This window comes from Microbacterium sp. NPDC091382, from assembly GCF_044757025.1.
Lineage (GTDB): Bacteria > Actinomycetota > Actinomycetes > Actinomycetales > Microbacteriaceae > Microbacterium.
In genome coordinates this window covers 364196-382857 of sequence record NZ_JBIVUD010000003.1, presented here as the reverse complement: position 1 = coordinate 382857, position 18662 = coordinate 364196, and the positions used below count along the sequence as shown (strand labels likewise).

The following is an 18662-nucleotide window of genomic DNA, read 5'->3' as shown; positions in this document are numbered from 1 at the left end:
TTGCCTATCAAGACCCCACCGGATAGTCGACGTACGCGAACCGCGACCCGTCGGACGTCCAGCTGTTCACGTTGATCGTTCCCTGACCGCCGAACACCGTCGCGACGGCCTCAGGGTGGCGCCAGTGCCCGTTCCGCACGAGGCGCAGCTCTACCTCGACGTCCGCCGGATGCCCCTGCGTCCCGGGCGGGAAGCTGATGTACACCGCGTCGCGTCCCGTGGGTGAGGGATGCGGGAACCAGTTCACCCGATCGTCGAACGTGAGCTGCTCGAGCCCCGACCGGTCCCGCCGCATCCGCGCGATCTGCGCATGCCCCGGCGCCTGCGAGAACTGCTCGGTATTCAGGTAGATCCACGAGCCTCCCGGTGACCATTCGCTCCCGTCGGCGACCTCACCCGTCGTCAGCGGCGCATCCTCCGATCCGTCGATGCGCGCCGTCCGCAGGTCCGCCGAGAGCACCTCGCCGTCCTCGATCGACAGCGCCGTGTACGCGATCCATGCGGCATCCGGGCTCACCCCGTGCAGGAAGTGCATGAACGGATCACCCGGATCCGTGATCCGCACGCCTTCTCCCCCGGTCCGCGGTGCGCGGTAGATCTGCCCGTCGTTCGCCGACAGCAGGATGTCCCCCGACTTCGGCACGAGCACGTGGTCGTTGTTGAGCGGCGGGATGCCGGTGAACGCCACCTCTGCGATGTCGGCACCCGCGGCATCCGGGTCCAGCAGCCACAGTTTGCCGGCGCCGTTGAGGAGCAGACCCTCCGGCGCCCAGTTCGGAGCCTCGAGAAGCACCTCGTCGGTCTCGAACACGACCCGGTCCGTTCCGGTCACGACGTCGTAGACGTGGACGCGGCATCGCTGCCCGTCGAGGGCGAAGTCGCGCGGCGGGAAGACGGTGATGGCCATGCCTCACCGTATCGGCCCGTCAGTGATCCTCGTCGATGTCCTCGTTCTGCGTGCGCATCTGCTCGATGTGCGCCGCCGTCAGCTGATCCTTCGGCGTCCCCTGCGTCAGCGACCACTCCGGGTTCGCCTCGGACCCGCCGAGGATGCACTCCTGGTAATACTGGCCGAACTCGTTCTCGGCGAGGATCGTGACGTACCAGCGCGGCGAGACCGAACGCTCGTAGACGGTCGGCTTTCCGATCTGCGTGTCGCCGGCGCTCTGCCCCGTGCGATGCTCCGCGGCGCAGAGGGTTCCCGCCTGGGCGGAGGTCATCGCCGCGGCATCCGGGTCGGTACCGGTCGGCGGCTCGACGGGCCGCGTCGCGGGCGGGCCGACGGGCGACGACGTCGGACTCGGGCTGTCGCTCGGGGTCGGCGGGATGCCGGGGCTCGGGTCGCTGCTGGGTGTCGGGCTCGGTGACGAGACGCTCGGCGACGGTGACGAGATCGTCGGCGACGGGGACGGCTCGGGAGCGCATCCCGCCAGCATCAGCGCGGCGACCACCACCGCACCTGTGGCCGCACCGGCTCGCGTCGTCATCCGCCTCACGGCAGCCTCCCTCGGTCGTCGGTTCAGTGTCTCACCGCGAAGCGCCGACTCACGGCATCCCGCGGTCACGCGTCGTCCGGGGTCTGCCCCTTCTCCGTCGCACTGAACCAGCCGAGCCAGCCGGCGTCGGTCCTCACGACCTCGTATGGACCGCAGGCGAACACGGTCGTCGGCAGCGGCTCGCCGAGACTCCCGTAGCGGCTGTCGAAGGGCAGTCCACGGCGGTCCATCTCGGAGCACCCCTCGAGTTCCCCGCCCTCGACGGCGATGACGGCGTTCGTCTCGTCGTCGGTCGCGGTGTTCTTGATGCCCGTGGCCCCGGCGGGGATCCACTCCGGCATCGCGACGCCCACCCATCCTTTCTGGGCCGCGGAGCGATCGGCGAACTCCTCGGAATGGACCTTCTGCAAGGCGTCCATCGGGTTGCAGGCGGCGAGCGCGAGGACGAGGAGCGGTGCGACGAGACCGGCGGCGGCAGCCACGCGAAGACGAGTGTGGGTCATGACTCGAGTCAAGCCGGACGGCCCTTCGGGCGAATCGGTCCGCGTGATGATCCGGCGTACGTCGTGGGGATGATTCCCGAACCTCCGTATGCCGTGTGAGTGCGCGGCAATGGTGTGTCAGCGGTTGCGGCGGCGCCCGATTCTCGGCATCGTTGCCCGCTCACGCCCGCAATCCACGGAAGGGAGCATCATGCTCACTCTCACCGAGAACGCCAGCACCGCCGTCAAGAGCCTCTCCTCGCAGATCCCCACCGAGACCGGTGGCCTCCGGATCGCCGAGGCCGCAGACCCGCAGAACGGGTACGCCCTGTCCCTCGCACCCGAGCCCGTCGAGGGCGACACCGTCGTCGAGAGCGACGGCGCCCGCGTCTTCGTCGCCCCGGCCGCAACGGTCGCGCTCGACGACCGCATCCTCGATGCCCGCGTCGAAGAGGACGGATCGGTCGGCTTCGCCCTCGCGCAGGCCGTCTGACCCCAGAGTTTTCTCGAAAGCCCCGGACCTGTGCGGTCCGGGGCTTTCGCGCGTTCAGGGGCGCATCCCGCGTCTCAGAACGAGGCGCCGATGCGCTTCTGCAGCTTCCGGAGGTTGGTCGACTCGGGAATGGTCCACTCGGCGGCGCCGCCGTCGAACTCGATGCGGACCACCTGAGCGCGCTGCTGAATGTCGTCGAGGTACGACACGCGGAGCGGCCGCGGGGCGATGGCGACGCCCGTGAGGGTCACGTCGTTGATGGCGATCGTGCGATGGTCGATCGCCGCCTCGCCGCCGACATCCTCCCGCGGCGAGAGACCCTCGACCTCGCCCTGGATCAACCGGATGCGGCCGTGCACGTACCGCGGACCCCGCCGAGCGTCGCCGACGGCCACGAGCGCGTCGCCGAGTACCTCGAGGATGTCAGCCAGCATGCGACGATCATGGCACGTCGCTCCGCGCGCGTCAGGCCATGCGTTCGACGCGCTGCTTCGCCTTCTCGGGGCGCATGAGCGCCCGCACCGACGCCGCGATGCACAGACCCGACAGCACCAGGACGGCGACGGCGCCGATCAGCATCAGCACCCCGAGGACGACGACCGGCATCGGGTTCGTGATGAACAGCACCCCGAGGATCGCGAAGCCCGCCGCGACGACGAGGAACACGAGGCTCATGAAGATCGCGACGAACGCCCCCGAGCCCATCTGCTTGCGCTGGACAGCTTCGTTCCGCTGCGCGTAGTTCGTCATGATGCCCTCCGACCGGTGAAAGTCCTCTCACGCTAATCGCGTCACCCCGGTTCTCCCCAGGGCTTGCGCAGCGACGCCGAGCCCGCAAGGACCACGGCCCCTGTCACAATGGACGCGTGCGCCCGTCCCGAGTCTCCCGCGTCGCCCGCGGCGCACTCGCGGCATCCGTCGCCACGTGGGCGGCCCTGCTCTCGCACGTCGCCGGCGGCGGACGGGTCCCCGGCTGGCTCGGCATCATCGTCCCGCTCGCGCTCTCGCTCTTCGTCTGCACGGCGCTCGCGGGACGTCGCCTCTCGCTCCCCCGTCTGGCCCTCGCCGTCACCGGCAGCCAGCTGCTGTTCCACGCGCTCTTCGTGATCGGCACGATCACGCCGACGGGCGCGCCGCACCAGCACGGGATGACGCTGATGACGGATGCCGGGGGCACCGCCGCCGCGATCGGCGCCGATCCGCTCATGTGGGCCATGCACGGCCTCGCCGCGGTCCTGACCGTCGCGCTGCTGCACCGTGGCGAGCGCACGGCGCAGCGCCTGCTCACCCTCGCCGCCGACATCGCCCGGTGGGTGCGCCGCCGCATCCTCACCGCGGTCCTCGTGCTCGGAGCCATGGGCCGCCCGGTGCCGACACCCGCGTCCGCCGACGTCCCGGTCCTGCGCTCGGTCACGCTTCGCGTCGCCGCCGGTCGCGGTCCGCCGCGCGCGCTCGCCATCTGACGCGCGCCGCCGTTCCGCTCTCGACGAGGGATGCCGCGGTGCGCCGCGCGCGCTCACATGGGGCGCGCGCCGACCCTGGGCCCTCGACGAGCGATGCGCGCACCGCGCCCTCTCGTCGGCGGCCCGCCCGCAGCATCCCTCTTCTTCGAAAGCGATCATGACCGCCACCCTGCCCACCCGACCCGCCACGGTCCGCCCCACTCGACGACCGGGCTGGTTCGGCGCCTTCCTCGTGCGCCTGCACTTCTACGCCGGCATCCTCGTCGGACCGTTCATCCTCGTCGCCGCGCTCAGCGGCGCCCTCTACGCCCTGTCGCCCACGATCGAGCAGGCCGTGTACGCGCGGCAGCTGCACGCTCCCGTGACCACGACGCAGCTCAGCCTCGGCGAGCAGGTCGAGATCGCCGAGACGCACGTCGGCGACGCCGCGACGCTCGCGGCCGTCCGGCCCGCTCCTGAGCCGGGCGACACGACGCGCGTCATGTTCGCGCAGGACGGCCTCGGCGAGAGCGAGTCGCGGGCCGTCTTCGTCGACCCCGGCACCGGCGAGATCCGCGGCGACGAAACGGTCTACGGCACGAGCGGATCGCTGCCGCTGCGCACCGCGATCAGCAACATCCACCGCAGCCTCGGCCTGGGCGACCCGGGACGCCTGTACAGCGAGCTCGCGGCATCCTGGCTCGGCATCGTCGTCGTCGCCGGCGTCGTCATGTGGGTCATCCGCATCCGCACGGCACGAACGAAGAAGGACTTCGTCCGGCCCGCCCGGACCTACACCGGGTACCGCCGCTTCTTCAGCTGGCACACGTCCGTCGGCATCTGGATCGCGCTCGGCGCGGTGTTCCTCTCGGCGACCGGCATCACGTGGTCGACGTACGGCGGGCAGAACGTCACGAACCTGCGCGCCGCCCTCGACTGGACCACGCCCGCGGTGTCGACGAGCCTCGGCGGAACCGCCGGGGGCGCCGATGAGCACGCGGGGCACGGCACGGCATCCGCTGCTCTCACCGTCGATCCGGGCACATTCGACGACGTGCTCGCGGCGGCTCGGAAGGTCAACATCGACACGAACCTCGTGCAGATCACGCCGCCCGCCGCGGCCGATCAGGCGTGGAAGGTACAGGAGATCGACCGAGGCTTCCCCGGACACCTCGACGCCGTCGCGATCGACGGTGCGACGCTGAAACCGGTCGACCGCGTCGACTTCGCGGACTTCTCGTTGCCGGCGAAGCTCGCCTCGTGGGGCGTCTCGATCCACATGGGCACGATGTTCGGCCTCGCCAACCAGATCGTGATGTTCCTGCTCGCCCTCTCGATCGCGGGCATGGTCGTCCTCGGCTACGTCATGTGGGTGAAGCGCCGGCCGACCAAGACCGCGCGGGTCGGGATGCCGCCGCGCCGCGGCGTGCTCGACGGCGCACCCTGGTGGGGCGTCACGGCCGTCGTCGTCGGCGGGGTGCTGGTCGGGCTCGCGCTGCCGCTCGTCGGCTGGACCCTCGCCGCGTTCGTCGTGGTCGACGTGATCGTCGACGCGGTGCAGCGGCGGCGTGCCGCGGCCTGATCCGCGACACCGGTCGAGGGTCACTGGAAGTCCCTCGACCGGTGCGTCACCCCCACTCTCAGGTCTTCGAACCCGTCGGCGACGAGGTTCGTCACCCCTTCGGGTGAACGTTCGAGCATGCCGCGTGCGATGAGCGCGGGGCTGTCGCGCAGGATGCGGCGGTACCTGTTCCACACCCCGACCGAGCAGATCACGTTCATGACGCCGTGCTCGTCTTCGAGGTTCAGGAAGGTGATCCCGGATGCCGTCGCCGGTCGCTGCCGGTGCGTCACCAGGCCCGCGACCTCGATGCGGCGGCCGACCTCGTGCTCGCGCATGCCGCGCGACGTGATCACCCCGCGTGCGTCGAGCTGCGACCGGTAATGCGTCAGCGGATGGTCGTCCGCCGACACCCCCGTCGCCCACAGGTCGGCGGCGAGCACGTCGTAGCTCGACTGGTCGGGGAACAGCGGCGGCTGCACCGAGACCAGCGACCCCTCGAGGAACTCCTGGCGGTCCTGCGCGGCATCCCCCGCCAACCAGATGCCCTCGCGCCGCGTGATCCCGAGACTCTCGAACGCGCCCGCCGTCGACATCGCCTCGAGGTGCGCCGCCGTCGCACCGGTACGCCGCACGAGGTCGCGCAGGTCCCGGTACGGACCGGATGCCTCGCGTTCGGCCACGATCTTCGTCGCCAGTGGCACCCCGATCCCCGTGATCGAGGCGAGCCCCAGCCGCACCGCGAAGTTGCCGTCCCGCCGGTGCGCCGCGGACTCGTCCGGCAGCGCCCGGTCGAACTCCGGCACGGGCGGCTGGATGCGGTCGGCGCAGGAGTCCCGACCCGTCGGGGCGCGGCGGTGCGTGTCCCCCTCCGTCACCGGTTCCAGCCCGGCATCCACTCCCGAGGCGTGCAGATCGGGCCGGCGCACCTCGACCCCGTGCCGCCGTGCGTCGGCGGTCAGGGTCGCAGGCGAGTAGAAGCCCATCGGCTGCGCGCGCAGCAGCGCGGCGAGGAACGCCGCCGGGTAGTGCAGCTTCAACCACGACGACGCGTACACGAGCAGCCCGAACGACAGCGAGTGGCTCTCGGCGAAACCGAAGTTCGCGAACGCCTGGATCTTCACGTAGATGTCGTCGGCCGTCTTGCCGGTCAGACCGTTGCGCGCCATCCCCTCGTAGAGCTTCTTCTTCAGCGAATCGATCCGCTCGATCCCGCGCTTGGAACCCATGGCACGGCGCAGCAGGTCGGCATCCTCCCCCGAGAGATCGCCGACGGCCATGCCCATCTGCATGAGCTGCTCCTGGAACACCGGGATGCCGAGGGTCCGCTCCAGCACCGGCTTGAGCTTCGGGTGCGCATAGGTGATCGGCTCGTCGCCCAGCTTGCGCCGCACGAACGGGTGCACCGCACCGCCCTGGATCGGCCCCGGACGGATGAGGGCGATCTCGACCACGAGGTCGTAGAACTTCCGCGGCTGCAGGCGGGGCAAGAGTCCCATCTGCGCCCGCGACTCGACCTGGAACACCCCGATCGAATCCGCCCGGCACAGCATGTCGTAGACCGCGGCCTCCTCCTTCGGCATCGCATCGAGGGACCACCGCTCCCCCGTCGCGGCCGCGATCATGTCGAAGCAGTACTGCAGGGCGGCGAGCATCCCGAGCCCGAGCAGGTCGAACTTCACGAGCCCCATCCACGCAGCGTCGTCCTTGTCCCACTGGATAACGGTGCGGTTCTCCATGCGCGCGTGCTCGATCGGGACGACCTCGCCGACCGGCCGATCGGTCAGCACCATCCCGCCGGAGTGGATGCCGAGATGTCGAGGCGCCTTCAACAGCTCACCCGCGTAGGCGACCACCCGCTCGGGGATGTCGTGGTCGGGCGGGGTGTCGAGCGACGCACCCCACCGCTCGACCTGCTTCGTCCAGGCATCCTGCTGACCGGGCGAGTGCCCGAGCGCCTTCGCCATGTCGCGGACGGCGTTCTTCGGTCGGTACTGGATGACGTTCGCGACCTGCGCCGCGCGCTCGCGGCCGTAGGTCTCGTAGACCCACTGGATGATCTCCTCGCGCCGGTCCGAGTCGAAGTCGACGTCGATGTCGGGCTCCTCGTCGCGCAGCGCCGACAGGAACCGCTCGAACGGCAGGTCGTAGAAGATCGAGTCGATCGCGGTGATGTCGAGCAGGTAGCAGACGGCACTGTTCGCGGCCGATCCGCGCCCCTGACACAGGATGCCGCGGCGCCGCGCCTCTTGCACGATGCCGTGCACGATGAGGAAGTACCCGGGGAAGTCCTTCTGCTCGATGACCCCCAGCTCCTTCTCGATGCGCGCCCGGTTCGCGTCGGTGGCATCCGGGTATTTGCGGGGCACCGCCTCCCACACCAGGTGCCGCAGCCACGTCATCGGCGTGTGCCCCTCGGGCACCTGCATCTTCGGCAGCGCGGGCTTCGCGCGGCGCAGCGGGAACGCGAGCTCGTCGGCGAGCTCGACCGTGCGCTCGACCGCACCCGGATACCGCCGGAACCGCCGCGCCATCTCGGCTCCCGAGCGCAGGTGCGCGCTCGCGTGCGAGGGCAGCCACCCGTCGAGCTCGTCGAGCCCCCGGTTCGCGCGCACCGCCGCGACCGCCGCGGCGAGGTGCACCTTCTCGGGCACGGCGTAGTGCACGTTGTTCGTCGCGACCACCGGCAGCCCGCGCTCGGCCGCGAGCGCGGCGAGCACGTCGTTGTCGCGCGAGTCGGTCGGCGCTCCCTGGTCGATGAGCTCGACGTCGACGCGCTCCGCCCCGAACAGGTCGATGAGCCGGTCGAGCTCGTACGCCGCGGCGGCCGGGCCGTCAGCGGCGAGCGCCTGCCGGACGGCGCCCTTGCGGCATCCGGTCAGCACCTGCCAGTGCCCGCCCGCCCGATCGGCGAGGTCACGCAGGTCGTAGACCGGCCGTCCCTTCTCGCCGCCCGACAGCTGCGCGTGAGTGATGGCGGCGGCAAGCCGGTGGTACCCCTCCTCGCCGCGCGCGAGCACCAGCAGGTGCGTGCCGTGCGGGTCGGGCTCGCCGTTCTGCGGACCAGGCAGCCCCAGCGACAGCTCGGCGCCGAAGACGGTCTGCAGCTGCAGGTGCTCGGCCGCCTCGGCGAACCGGACGATGCCGTAGAACCCGTCGTGGTCGGTGATCGCGAGGGCGTGGAGGCCCAGCCGCTCCGCCTCTTCGACGAGGTCTTCGGGCGAGGACGCCCCGTCGAGGAACGAGAACGACGAGTGCGCGTGCAGCTCGGCGTAGGGCACGACGTCGCGCGGCCGCTCGATCTCGGGAGCACGATATTTGCCGCGCTTGTGCGACCACGCCGGACTGTCACCGCCGTCGGTACCCGCCGGCGCCCCCTCGGGACGGCGCCGGTCGCTGAGGATCCGCTCCATCTCCGACCACGAGACCGACGGGTTGTTGCCCCACCCCATCAGTCGTACCTGCCCTCGGCGTGCCAGACGCCCTCTTCGCACACCAGCAGCCAGGCCGTCTGCGCCTCGTCGACGATCTGGAACCGGTGCGCGCGACGGGCACGGGCGGCATCCCACCCCCGCTCCATGACCGGCCACGGTCCTGCCCACGAGTCGATGCGGCGCGGATGCCGGGGCCTCCGCGCCCCCGATGCGTCCGGCGCTCCCGGCAGGATCAGTGCGACCGGCTCGGCCGTCAGCTCGCCGCGTCCGTCGACGGCGACCATGTCGTCGTCGCGGTCGATGACGGCGACGGGCACCGGCTCGGGGAACACGGTCGCCGGCAGCGGGTCGGGCAGGCTCCCCGGCCACGGCCGCGCGCGCTCGGCGATGACGGCGCGGTCTCCCCACGGCACGAGCACCTGCCGCTCCGCGAGCCAGCGCCCGCCGCCGACCTGCGGGGTGACGACCCCGGTGTGCCCGAGCATCGCCTGCACGCGCGAGAGCGCCGAGTGCACGCGCTCCTCGGGCCCCGAACCGAACAGCCCCTTCACGTGATGGGATGCCGCGTCCACCTTCTCGGGCGCGATCCGCACCTTCGCGACCGCGCTCTTCAGCCCGCGCTCGGCGAGCTGCCAGCGCACCCGGTCGACGACGGCGGCCGCATCGAACGCCCCCGGATGCAGCCAGACCCGCTCGCTGTGGTCGCCGCGGTCGCCCGTCAGCGCGACACGCAGCTCGGTGCAGACGAGGTCGACGGCACCGAGCCCCGAGATGAACTGCTCCGACGCGAGCCTGATGCCGAACGCCACCTGGTCGGCGATCTCGAGCGGCGGCTCGAAGCTGACCTCGCGCTCGAGCTCGGGCGGCGGCGTGCGCGGCTGCACGGGCTGCGAGTCGAGCCCCGACGCGAGCGCGTGCAGTCGCGCCCCGCGGGGACCGAGCCGTTCGACGAGCCGCGCGGGCGGCAGCGCGGCGAGCTGACCGAGGGTGTGGATGCCGAGACGCGCGAACAGGCTCGCGACCGAGTCGTCCTCGAGCGTCGTCACCGGCAGCGGCGAGAGGAACGCGGCCGCCGCCCCGGGCGGCACGATCCGCATCGGCGCATCCGGTCCGGTGGTGCGGGCGGCCTGCTCCGCCGTGAACGGGCCGTCGCCGACACCCGCCCGCACGTCGGTGATGCCGAGCTCGGCGAGGGCACCGGTGAGCGCCGTCGCCGCTCCTGCTTCGCCGCCGTAGAACCGTGCCGGCCCCTTCACCCGCAGGGCGCACAGTCCCGGCTCACGCAACTGCACCCCGGGGGCGATCTCCTCGAGCCTCGCGATGAGCGGGGCGAACGTGCGGTGGTCGCGCGCGTCGTCGGCGTCGACGACCTGGAGCTGCGGACACCGCGCCTGCGCATCGCGGCGCCGCATCCCCCGCCGGACTCCGTCGGCGCGCGCGGTCGGCGAGGTCGCGGCGACCATCCCCTTCGCGAAGACGGCGATCGGCCCCTCGGCCTCGGCGAGTCCTTCACGGGCGAGCGCGACGACCGGCCAGTCCGGCACCCACACGACGAGGCTGCGGACCGGCTCGGTGCCGGTGTCGACGAGCGCGGGATCCATCAGCTCACCGCCCGCATCGGCAGGTCGACCACCGGGACGACGGGCTGCTCGCGCACCGCGATCGCGCCGTCCGGGGCGGGCAGCAGCATCCGCGACGACCGCGGCACCGGAAAGCGTCGGCTCGTCACCGTCACGGTCAGCTCCCGATCCGACAGCACGCCGTACCCGTCGCCGAGGCCCGACCAGCGGGCATCCGTCACGTCGATCATCGCCTCGGTCTGCGGCCACGGCCCCTGCACGAGCAGCACGACCCCCCGCTCTCGCATGCGCGCCGCGAGCCGTGAGATCTCGGCATCCTTCGCCCGCGACGGCGGACGCACCGCGACGACCGGGAGCACGTCGGCGATCGTCGCGATCACCGCGAGCCAGCGCGGCCCCGGCTCGGGGATCAGCACGAGGTGCGTCAGGTCGACCCCCGCCTTCTCGGCCGCCTCGGCGCCGAATCCCGGCATCCCCACCACCCCGCACCAGCTGCCGGTCTGCGACGGCTGCGCCAGCAGACCGAACAGCAGCGACATCGAGCCGCCGATCGCGTAGGACGAACCGGGGCGCAGTCCCCCGCCCGGCAGCAGCTCAGCCAAGGCAGGATGGGTGGGAAGGGGCGGCGCATCGAGCTTGCGCCCCTGGATCTGCGCCATCTGCGCGCGCAGCCGCTGCACCTCTTGGGCAGTGGCGGTGTTGCGCACGATGGATCTCACCTCGACATGGTAGAAGCTTTGTTCGAGTGACTCAAGCGGTCGAGTTCGAAGATACGCACGGGTTCCGACATGGCCCTCGTCGGCGCGGGACGGAACGGCGCGCACGAAACGACGCGCCGCCCCTCGGCGTGTCAGACCACCTCACCGGGGAACGGCCGCGCGCATCCCTCGGATCAGGACATTTGCCGCAGATTCGGACGCGAAACCGCTTCGCGCTCCGAATCCGGGCGCATCATCCGAATCCGCGACATGCGCCGCACGCCCGGGCGACTCCAGACCCCGACTGCGGTTACGCCGCGAGCGCCAGATACGGCTCCCACACCGGATCGGCGCGCTCCGCCCCGCGCACGCGCCACCCGGCACCGCGGGGCGGCTGCGGCATCCACTTCAGCTCCCAGTGCATCTCCTGAGGTGTGCGGTCGCCCTTCAGGTTGTTGCACCGCAGGCAGGCGGCGACGAGGTTCTCCCACGAGTCCGCTCCCCCGCGTGAACGCGGCAGCACGTGATCGATCGTGGTCGCACCCTTGCCGCAGTACGCGCACCGGTTCCCGTCTCGCCTAAGTACGCCCCGCCGCGTGACGGGCACCCGGCGCGCCGCAGGGATCCGCACATAGCGGGTCAGCACGATGACGGCCGGTCGGTCGTACACGTCGCGCGTACCCCAGACGGGATCCTCCTCGACGCGCTCGATGATGGTCGCCTTCTCGGTCATGACGAGCACCAGGGCTCGTTTGAAGGAGATGACGGCCAGGGGTTCGTAACCTGCGTTCAGCACCAGAGTGCGCATAGGGGTGTCCTCTCGAACGGCCGTGACGGCTTCAGCGGCCTTCCGTGTCGTCGACGCGGCGCGGGTCGAGAGGGGTGCGGGTACGAAAAAAGGCGCCGTCATGAAGACAGCGCCTTTTTCGCACGACCGATGTCGTGGCAATCGTGCACACGATGCCGCAGCACATGCCTACCTAGCGCATTCCGGTTGCGAATGCGGGGTTGGATGTCCATGCGGCTCCCCTCGGCTCGAACGAGCGTCGGGGTCAGGGTATTACACCCCGGGATGCCCCGGGGCGAACAACAGCAGAACGACAGCTGTGTGTCGTCAGCCGGCGTTGGCCTGCAGCCAGGACTCCGCGTTGGTGTACCCGTTGTTGATGCGGATCTCGAGGTGGAGGTGAGTGCCGAACGCGCGTCCGGTGTCGCCGACCTGGCCGATGAGCTGACCGACCGAGACCGTGTCGCCCACCTGGACACGGCGCGTACCCCAGTCCATGTGCGCATACAGGGACGTGACCCGCACGCCGCCGATGTTGTGGGCGATCTTCACGTACACGCCCCAGCCCGGCCCGGACTCGGACGAGGCGACGACGGTGCCGTCGGCGACCGCGTAGATCGGCTCTCCGCGACCGACCATGTAGTCGGTGCCCTTGTGGCCGGCGTACGGCGTACCGAAGTTGTTGAAGTGCGCGAGCGGACGACGCACGGTACCCGAACCGGGAGACACGAGCGGCACCGAGTTCGAGAAGCTCGACGACGACCGCGCCGAAGAAGAAGAGGACGACGACGAGGACGAGGATGCCGCCGCCAGGCGAGCCGCAAGAGCAGCCTTGGCCGCCTTCTCGGCGGCTTCCTTCGCCTTGGCGGCCTTGATCTCCTCGGGCGTCGTGGCCGAGTATCCACCGCGGTCGAGGGTCGCAGGGGTCCCCTCCGAGGCGACGACGAGCGACTGGGCGTCGTCCGCCGAGACCTGCTGCAGCGTCTGCGCCTCGGCGACGTCGCCGCGATCGGCCGCGGCGAAGGCGGGAATGGCCACAGTGGCGACCATGCCCGCAACAGCGGCGAGGGTCACGAAACTGCGGACGGGGTGAGGGCGGGATGCCGTCGAACGGGTGGCGGGCGCCTTCGCGGCGATCCGTCTACTCAAACGACCTTTTCGGGGGGCCGTCGATGCCTCAGAAATCTCGTTCGACGGGTGGAACTCTTCAGCCAAGCTGTCCTCCAGCGCCTCCGCATCCGGGGGCGGATGCTGGCTCGTCGGCACTCCATGTCGGGCACGGATGTAGGGGGCACTTCGCGAACGACGAGCCGGAGAGGCAACTCGCGGAGCGGTCCGAGGCGGGCTTCTCGCCGGTGGACCCTCCGAGGCTACCCGAAGGTAACGAATATGTCACGCTCTCGCCCTTGCGTGAGGGCGGCGCGGGATCCCGTCAGATCTCGTGCGCGTCGATGACGAAGATGTGCGACGCCACCTCGACGGGGAGTTCGAGCGCCTCGTCGATGCCGTCCATCTCGACCAGGACGTACCCCTCGTTGAACCGGAACGACCCGGTCCGACCGGGCACGACGCCCGCGTCGCGCAGCTGGGTGAGGAGCTCCGGGTCGACCTGGATCGGCTCCGCCAGACGACGGATGCTGCCCGTCACCGGGCCGCCGGCATCGTTCAACCGTCGCACGAGACCGACCACTCCGCTGTCGAAGGCGTTGGCCGGGACGTCGCCCAGCTGGTCGAGCCCGGGGATCGGATTGCCGTACGGCGATTCGGTCGGGTGATCGAGGAGCTCGATGAGGCGACGCTCGACGAGCTCGCTCATGACGTGCTCCCAACGGCAGGCCTCTTCATGGACGTAGGCCCAGTCGAGACCGATGACGTCCGACAGCAGTCGCTCCGCGAGACGGTGCTTGCGCATCACGTCGACCGCCTTCTGTCGCCCCGGGTCGGTGAGCTCGAGCGTGCGGTCCTCCGACACGACCACGAGACCGTCGCGCTCCATGCGACCGATCGTCTGCGACACCGTGGGACCCGAGTGCCCGAGGCGCTCCGAGATGCGCGCGCGCAGGGGCGTGATGCCCTCTTCCTCGAGCTCGAGAATGGTGCGCAGGTACATCTCGGTGGTGTCGATGAGGTCGGTCATCAGAGCCCTTTTCGCGCGGGAGACAGTGCCTTCCCAGCCTATCCGGCATCGGGTCTCGGAGCGTCATGCGGCCGGGACCGCCGGAGCCTGCGCCCTAGACTTCTCGGCATGGCGACTGTGACCCTCCCCCGCGAGTTCCTGCCCGTCGACGGACGCTTCGGCTGCGGCCCGTCCAAGGTCCGTGCCGAGCAGCTCGAGGCGCTCGTCACCCAGGGGGCGTCCCTGTTCGGCACCTCGCACCGCCAGGCCCCGGTCAAGGACCTCGTCGCGCGGACCCGGTCCGGTCTCGCCGATCTGTTCCGCCTTCCCGACGGGTACGAGATGATCCTCGGCAACGGCGGGTCGACCGCGTTCTGGGACGCGGCGGCCTTCGGCCTCATCGAGAAGCGAGCGCAGAACCTGGTCTTCGGCGAGTTCGGCGGCAAGTTCGCCGCTGCAGCGGCAGCGCCCTGGCTCGAGGCGCCGGACGTCCGCAAGGCCGACCCCGGCACGAGCGCCGCACCCGAGGCCGTCGAGGGTGTCGACGTCTACGCCTGGGCACACAACGAGACCTCCACGGGCGTCGCGACCGCGATCACGCGCGTCCACGGCGACGCCGGCGCCCTGACCGTGATCGACGCCACGAGCGCCGCCGGCGGTATCGACATCGACATCGCCGAGGCCGACGTCTACTACTTCGCGCCGCAGAAGAACCTCGGCTCCGACGGCGGCCTCTGGTACGCCGCGGTGTCGCCCGCCGCCATCGAGCGGATCGAGCGGGTCGCGGCATCCGGCCGGTACATCCCCGAGTTCCTGAGCCTGAAGAACGCCCTCGACAACTCGCGTCTGCAGCAGACGCTCAACACGCCTGCGATCGCGACCCTCCAGCTGCTCGACACGCAGCTGCAGTGGATCAACGGAAACGGCGGACTCGCGTGGGCCGGCGCCCGCACGGCGGAGTCCTCGGGTGCGCTGTACACGTGGGCGGATGCCGCATCCTTCGCGACGCCGTTCGTCGCCGACCCCGCCGACCGCTCCCCCGTCGTCGTCACGATCGACTTCGACGACTCGGTCGACGCCGCCGCTGTCGCCAAGAGCCTGCGCGCGAACGGCATCGTCGACACCGAGCCGTACCGCAAACTCGGCCGCAATCAGCTTCGCGTCGCGACGTTCGTCTCCATCGAGCCCGACGACGTGCGCCAGCTCATCAAGGCCATCGATTACACGGTCGAGCACCTGGCCGACTGACCCCCGCACGACGAACGCGGCCCCGAGGAGTGATCCCCGGGGCCGCGTTCGTGTGCGAGCGGATGCCGCGCGTCAGTACTCGCGCAGCGACTCGCCGTCCTCATCGTCGTCGTCATCAGCGTCGTCTGAGTCGTCTTCGTCGGGCTCGTCTTCGTCCGACTCGTCGTCGTCCGAGTCGTCGTCGGCGGAGTCGTCCTCGTCCGCCGCGGTGTCGTCGAGCTCGTCGATGTCGACGCCATCCACATCCCCTGCGTGAAGGATGGGCGATCCGTCGCTGTCGAAATCGGCGGCGTCGAGGTCCTCGGCGTCGTCGTCCGCATCGTCGTCGTCTTCCTCGTCGTCGACGTCGTCGTCGTCATCCTCGTCGGAGTCGTCCTCGCCGGCGGCGGCCTGTGCGGCCTGATACTCGGCGAGCCGCTCCGCCCACGGCAACCACTCGGGCGCGAGGAGCGCGCCGTCGCCGGGCAGGAGCTCCACCTCGAGCACGGTCGGCTCGGATCCTTCGACGACTGCGACGCTGACCGTCCAGAACCACCCCGGGTATCCGGCCATCCGGTTCGAGAAGCGGAGCGAGACCACTCCGCCGTCTTCGAGCAGGTACCCGGCGGCTTCGCCGACCGTCGCCTCAGGGGTCACTTCGAGAAGAGCCGCGCGAGCCAGGTCGTACGCCTCGAACAGGCGCGGATCCGTCGGAGCCGACTCCTCTTCGTCGACGCCAGCCGACTCCGCCGCCCCCGTGGTGTCCGTCGGCTCGCCTGACTCCGTCGACTCCACGATGTCGGCCGACTCGGCGGCTCCGGCCGACTCGGCGACATCCGTCGATCCGGTCGACTCCGTCGAATCCGTCGACTCAGGCATCGAGGTCATCGGCGACCTTGCGGAGCACAGCGGCGACCTTCTTGCCGTGCGCGCCGCTCGGGTACCGTCCGTGACGCAGGTCCCCGCCGATGCCGTCGAGCAGCTTGACGAGGTCCTCGATGATGACCGCCATGTCGTCGGCGGGCTTGCGGTTTCGCTTGCTGAGGCTGACGGGCGCGTCGAGGACGCGGACGGCGAGCGCCTGCAGGCCGCGGCGGCCGTCGGCCACGCCGAACTCCAGGCGCGTCCCGGGCTTCATCGTGGTGGTCCCGGCGGGAAGTGCGGTCGCGTGCAGAAAGACGTCCTGACCGTCGTCGCCGGTGATGAAGCCGAATCCCTTCGCCTCGTCGTAGAACCTGACCTTGCCGGTGGGCATGTGTCGAACCTCGCTGATCGGCCCGCGCGCGGGCATGGAAAAGTGGGACCGTCTCAGCCCCACCACCAGACTACGGCACCGCGGCGAGCCGCTACTCTGATCGGATGAGCACTCCGCCCCCGGCCGGCGACCTTCCCGTACGTCGTATCGACCGCATCCTGGCGTTCATGTCCCTCGGACTGCTGGTGCTCTCGGTGGTCTGCTTCTTCGCGATCATCATCGCGTCGGGTCCCGGCGGCCTGAAGCAGGAGGACTTCGCCACCGGCGTCTGGCCTGCGGTGAGCCTGGTTGTCTACATCGCCCCTCCGGTGGCCTTCGCGCTTCTGCTCGCGCTCCTGATCATGACCTTCGTGCGACGGGGACGGGCGAACAAGGGCCGGTGACGTGACCGCCTCCGACGCTCGTGCCCTCGCGACCCGACTCGCGACGCTCGATCCGGATGCCCTCGCCACCCTGCTCGATGCCCGGCACGTCGCACCGTCCACGTCGTGGATGGACTTCTTCGATGCGGCCGACGGATTGCTCGACCCGGCGCAGCTGAATCGCGCCCTCGCCGATGTCTCGGACGTCGAGGCGGCCGCACTGCGCGACGCCGTGCAGAGCGCGACACCGGTCGACGGGCCGTTGCGACGCCCCCTCGCGGCACGCGCACTGACGGACGAAGACGGAACCCCCTACGACGCCGTGGCCGCAGCCCTCTCGTCCGCCGCGACCGTGGAGACGACGCCCGTCGTCGCGGGAGCGGCCGAATCGGATGCCGCCAGCGCCGAGCGTGCCTTCGACGCCGTCGCCTCGCTCGCCGACATCCTCCATTCCGCGACGCGGACGCCGCTTGGCCGGATCGGCTCGGGCGCGCTCAGCGCAGGCGATCGCCGCCGGCTCGTCGATGCCGGCGCTGCCGCGAGCCATGACGACGCCGACATCCTCGTCTGGATCGCCGACGAGGCGGGACTGCTCGACGGCTCCGAGCGCAGCTGGACGGTCACAGAGACCGGGACGTCGTGGCTCGACAGCCGCACCGTCGAGCGCTGGCTCAAGGTCGCCGATCGACTGCGCGATCGGCTGCCGCCCGCGGTGCGCTCCCCCGAGGGCGGCTGGCGTCCCCTGACGGAGTGGCCGGGAGCCTATCCCTTCGACCCGGCATGGCCGGAGCGGGTCGCGCGTCTGGTCGCGATGCTCGTGCAGTGGGCCGTCCTCGGCCCGGACGGCACTCCGCCGACGTGGGCGGCCGATCTCGCCGAGGGCGGCGATGCCGACGCCGACGCGCTCCGCGCCCTGCTCCCGCACGAGGTCGACAAGGTCTATCTGCAGAACGATCTGACCGCGATCGCACCCGGTCCCCTCGAGCCGCGTCTCGACCTGCGCCTGCGCACCACCGCGCGCCGCGAGTCCCGCGCGCAGGCGGCCACCTACCGGTTCACCGCCGAGACGATCGGCGCCGCCTTCGCCGCGGGTGAGACCGCGGCATCCCTCACCGGATTCCTCACCGAACTCTCGCTCACCGGCGTGCCGCAGCCGCTCGCCTACGAGATCGAGCGCGCTGCCACCCGCCACGGGACCCTGCGCGTCGGACCCGATCGGCAGGGTTACACCCGCCTGTCGGGTCAGCGCGATCTGCTCGACGCCATCAACGTCGATCAGGCGCTCCGACCGCTCGGTCTCATCGTCGACGGAGACGACCTCGTGACCCGCACGAGCGTCGACACGACCTTCTGGATGCTCGCCGACGCCCGCTACCCGATCCTGGCGGTGGACGCCGACGGCGCTCCGCGCTCCGTCGGGCGCCACGACGTCGCCGTGACGGCGCCCCCCGAGACGTCGGCGTCGGACCGCTACCGTCCGCTCATCGAGACGCTGCGCTCCAGCCTGTCCGACGATGCGGATGCCGCCTGGCTCGAGCGCGAACTCGACCAGGCGGTCCGTGCCCGGGCGACGATCGACATCACGGTCCGCATGCCCGACGGGTCGACGCGTGACGTGACCCTCGAGGCCGCAGGTCTCGGCGGCGGGCGCCTGCGCGGACGCGACCGGGCCGCCGACGTCGAACGGACACTGCCACTGTCGAGCATCGTGAGCGTCCGGCCGGTGTGA

Annotated in this window: 19 protein-coding genes; 6 read left to right on the top strand and 13 right to left on the bottom strand. The window is 70.9% G+C overall.

Annotated features, from left to right (window positions below):
* Window positions 1–7: 7 nt before the first annotated feature.
* The 3 genes from ACIQLK_RS13295 to ACIQLK_RS13285 all read right to left on the bottom strand — a co-directional run bounded on the left by ACIQLK_RS13295 (window position 8) and on the right by ACIQLK_RS13285 (window position 1999).
* Window positions 8–907, bottom strand: a complete 900-nt coding sequence (locus ACIQLK_RS13295) for a hypothetical protein (RefSeq protein WP_400365306.1) — start codon at window positions 905–907, stop codon at window positions 8–10.
* 19 nt (window positions 908–926) lie between these two features.
* Window positions 927–1487, bottom strand: coding sequence for a hypothetical protein (locus ACIQLK_RS13290; protein ID WP_400365305.1), 561 nt, complete (start codon window positions 1485–1487; stop codon window positions 927–929).
* A 74-nt stretch (window positions 1488–1561) separates the two neighbouring features.
* Complete coding sequence (locus ACIQLK_RS13285; protein ID WP_400365303.1) at window positions 1562–1999, bottom strand: hypothetical protein; 438 nt, start codon at window positions 1997–1999, stop codon at window positions 1562–1564.
* Between the two features lie 190 nt (window positions 2000–2189).
* On the opposite strand from ACIQLK_RS13285, the gene ACIQLK_RS13280 reads away from it, so the two are divergent.
* Entirely contained in the window at window positions 2190–2471 is a 282-nt protein-coding gene (locus ACIQLK_RS13280) for a HesB/IscA family protein (RefSeq protein WP_400365302.1), read from the top strand.
* 74 nt (window positions 2472–2545) lie between these two features.
* Here ACIQLK_RS13280 and ACIQLK_RS13275 read toward each other — a convergent pair whose 3' ends face one another.
* Window positions 2546–2905, bottom strand: coding sequence for a hypothetical protein (locus tag ACIQLK_RS13275; protein ID WP_400365301.1), 360 nt, complete (start codon window positions 2903–2905; stop codon window positions 2546–2548).
* A 31-nt stretch (window positions 2906–2936) separates the two neighbouring features.
* Entirely contained in the window at window positions 2937–3221 is a 285-nt protein-coding gene (locus tag ACIQLK_RS13270; protein WP_400365299.1) for a hypothetical protein, read from the bottom strand.
* A gap of 116 nt (window positions 3222–3337) precedes the next feature.
* On the opposite strand from ACIQLK_RS13270, the gene ACIQLK_RS13265 reads away from it, so the two are divergent.
* Together ACIQLK_RS13265 and ACIQLK_RS13260 are read left to right on the top strand one after the other, a co-directional pair.
* The gene (locus tag ACIQLK_RS13265) at window positions 3338–3934 is read left to right on the top strand and encodes a hypothetical protein (RefSeq protein ID WP_400365297.1); all 597 of its coding nucleotides are present in this window, start codon (window positions 3338–3340) and stop codon (window positions 3932–3934) included.
* A gap of 157 nt (window positions 3935–4091) precedes the next feature.
* A complete protein-coding gene (locus ACIQLK_RS13260; protein ID WP_400365295.1) occupies window positions 4092–5495 on the top strand; it encodes a PepSY-associated TM helix domain-containing protein in 1404 nt (467 codons plus the stop codon).
* Window positions 5496–5515: 20 nt separating this feature from the next.
* Here ACIQLK_RS13260 and ACIQLK_RS13255 read toward each other — a convergent pair whose 3' ends face one another.
* The 6 genes from ACIQLK_RS13255 to ACIQLK_RS13230 all read right to left on the bottom strand — a co-directional run bounded on the left by ACIQLK_RS13255 (window position 5516) and on the right by ACIQLK_RS13230 (window position 14110).
* Window positions 5516–8926 (bottom strand): error-prone DNA polymerase, encoded by a 3411-nt coding sequence (locus ACIQLK_RS13255; protein WP_400365293.1) that lies wholly within the window; start codon window positions 8924–8926, stop codon window positions 5516–5518.
* Entirely contained in the window at window positions 8926–10509 is a 1584-nt protein-coding gene (locus tag ACIQLK_RS13250) for a DNA polymerase Y family protein (RefSeq protein ID WP_400365291.1), read from the bottom strand. Before ACIQLK_RS13250 ends, ACIQLK_RS13255 begins: the two co-directional genes overlap by 1 nt.
* The gene (locus tag ACIQLK_RS13245; RefSeq protein ID WP_400365289.1) at window positions 10509–11207 is read right to left on the bottom strand and encodes a hypothetical protein; all 699 of its coding nucleotides are present in this window, start codon (window positions 11205–11207) and stop codon (window positions 10509–10511) included. Before ACIQLK_RS13245 ends, ACIQLK_RS13250 begins: the two co-directional genes overlap by 1 nt.
* Before the next feature lie 289 nt (window positions 11208–11496).
* Window positions 11497–11994, bottom strand: coding sequence for an HNH endonuclease (locus ACIQLK_RS13240; RefSeq protein ID WP_400365287.1), 498 nt, complete (start codon window positions 11992–11994; stop codon window positions 11497–11499).
* Between the two features lie 306 nt (window positions 11995–12300).
* Complete coding sequence (locus ACIQLK_RS13235; RefSeq protein WP_400365285.1) at window positions 12301–13122, bottom strand: M23 family metallopeptidase; 822 nt, start codon at window positions 13120–13122, stop codon at window positions 12301–12303.
* A 283-nt stretch (window positions 13123–13405) separates the two neighbouring features.
* On the bottom strand, window positions 13406–14110 hold the full coding sequence (locus tag ACIQLK_RS13230; RefSeq protein ID WP_400365283.1) for a metal-dependent transcriptional regulator: 705 nt from the start codon (window positions 14108–14110) through the stop codon (window positions 13406–13408).
* Between the two features lie 108 nt (window positions 14111–14218).
* Between ACIQLK_RS13230 and serC the strand changes: the two genes are divergently transcribed.
* Window positions 14219–15337, top strand: a complete 1119-nt coding sequence (gene serC / locus ACIQLK_RS13225; RefSeq protein ID WP_400365281.1) for a phosphoserine transaminase — start codon at window positions 14219–14221, stop codon at window positions 15335–15337.
* Between the two features lie 72 nt (window positions 15338–15409).
* Here the strand turns inward: serC and ACIQLK_RS13220 are convergent, their stop codons facing one another.
* Window positions 15410–16204, bottom strand: a complete 795-nt coding sequence (locus ACIQLK_RS13220; RefSeq protein WP_400365279.1) for a DUF3027 domain-containing protein — start codon at window positions 16202–16204, stop codon at window positions 15410–15412.
* On the bottom strand, window positions 16188–16571 hold the full coding sequence (locus tag ACIQLK_RS13215; RefSeq protein ID WP_065570028.1) for a cold-shock protein: 384 nt from the start codon (window positions 16569–16571) through the stop codon (window positions 16188–16190). The genes ACIQLK_RS13220 and ACIQLK_RS13215 overlap by 17 nt, the downstream gene beginning before the upstream one ends.
* A gap of 104 nt (window positions 16572–16675) precedes the next feature.
* Between ACIQLK_RS13215 and ACIQLK_RS13210 the strand changes: the two genes are divergently transcribed.
* Complete coding sequence (locus ACIQLK_RS13210; RefSeq protein ID WP_400365277.1) at window positions 16676–16954, top strand: multidrug ABC transporter ATPase; 279 nt, start codon at window positions 16676–16678, stop codon at window positions 16952–16954.
* Window position 16955: 1 nt separating this feature from the next.
* Window positions 16956–18662 (top strand): helicase-associated domain-containing protein, encoded by a 1707-nt coding sequence (locus ACIQLK_RS13205; RefSeq protein WP_400365276.1) that lies wholly within the window; start codon window positions 16956–16958, stop codon window positions 18660–18662.

Coding starts and splice junctions, on each gene's coding strand:
- ACIQLK_RS13295 (WP_400365306.1), bottom strand. CDS start 907: ATGGCCATCACCGTCTTCCCGCCGCGCGACTTCGCCCTCGACGGGCAG.
- ACIQLK_RS13290 (WP_400365305.1), bottom strand. CDS start 1,487: ATGACGACGCGAGCCGGTGCGGCCACAGGTGCGGTGGTGGTCGCCGCG.
- ACIQLK_RS13285 (WP_400365303.1), bottom strand. CDS start 1,999: ATGACCCACACTCGTCTTCGCGTGGCTGCCGCCGCCGGTCTCGTCGCA.
- ACIQLK_RS13280 (WP_400365302.1), top strand. CDS start 2,190: ATGCTCACTCTCACCGAGAACGCCAGCACCGCCGTCAAGAGCCTCTCC.
- ACIQLK_RS13275 (WP_400365301.1), bottom strand. CDS start 2,905: ATGCTGGCTGACATCCTCGAGGTACTCGGCGACGCGCTCGTGGCCGTC.
- ACIQLK_RS13270 (WP_400365299.1), bottom strand. CDS start 3,221: ATGACGAACTACGCGCAGCGGAACGAAGCTGTCCAGCGCAAGCAGATG.
- ACIQLK_RS13260 (WP_400365295.1), top strand. CDS start 4,092: ATGACCGCCACCCTGCCCACCCGACCCGCCACGGTCCGCCCCACTCGA.
- ACIQLK_RS13255 (WP_400365293.1), bottom strand. CDS start 8,926: ATGGGGTGGGGCAACAACCCGTCGGTCTCGTGGTCGGAGATGGAGCGG.
- ACIQLK_RS13250 (WP_400365291.1), bottom strand. CDS start 10,509: ATGGATCCCGCGCTCGTCGACACCGGCACCGAGCCGGTCCGCAGCCTC.
- ACIQLK_RS13240 (WP_400365287.1), bottom strand. CDS start 11,994: ATGCGCACTCTGGTGCTGAACGCAGGTTACGAACCCCTGGCCGTCATC.
- ACIQLK_RS13230 (WP_400365283.1), bottom strand. CDS start 14,110: ATGACCGACCTCATCGACACCACCGAGATGTACCTGCGCACCATTCTC.
- serC (WP_400365281.1), top strand. CDS start 14,219: ATGGCGACTGTGACCCTCCCCCGCGAGTTCCTGCCCGTCGACGGACGC.
- ACIQLK_RS13220 (WP_400365279.1), bottom strand. CDS start 16,204: ATGACCTCGATGCCTGAGTCGACGGATTCGACGGAGTCGACCGGATCG.
- ACIQLK_RS13215 (WP_065570028.1), bottom strand. CDS start 16,571: ATGCCCACCGGCAAGGTCAGGTTCTACGACGAGGCGAAGGGATTCGGC.
- ACIQLK_RS13210 (WP_400365277.1), top strand. CDS start 16,676: ATGAGCACTCCGCCCCCGGCCGGCGACCTTCCCGTACGTCGTATCGAC.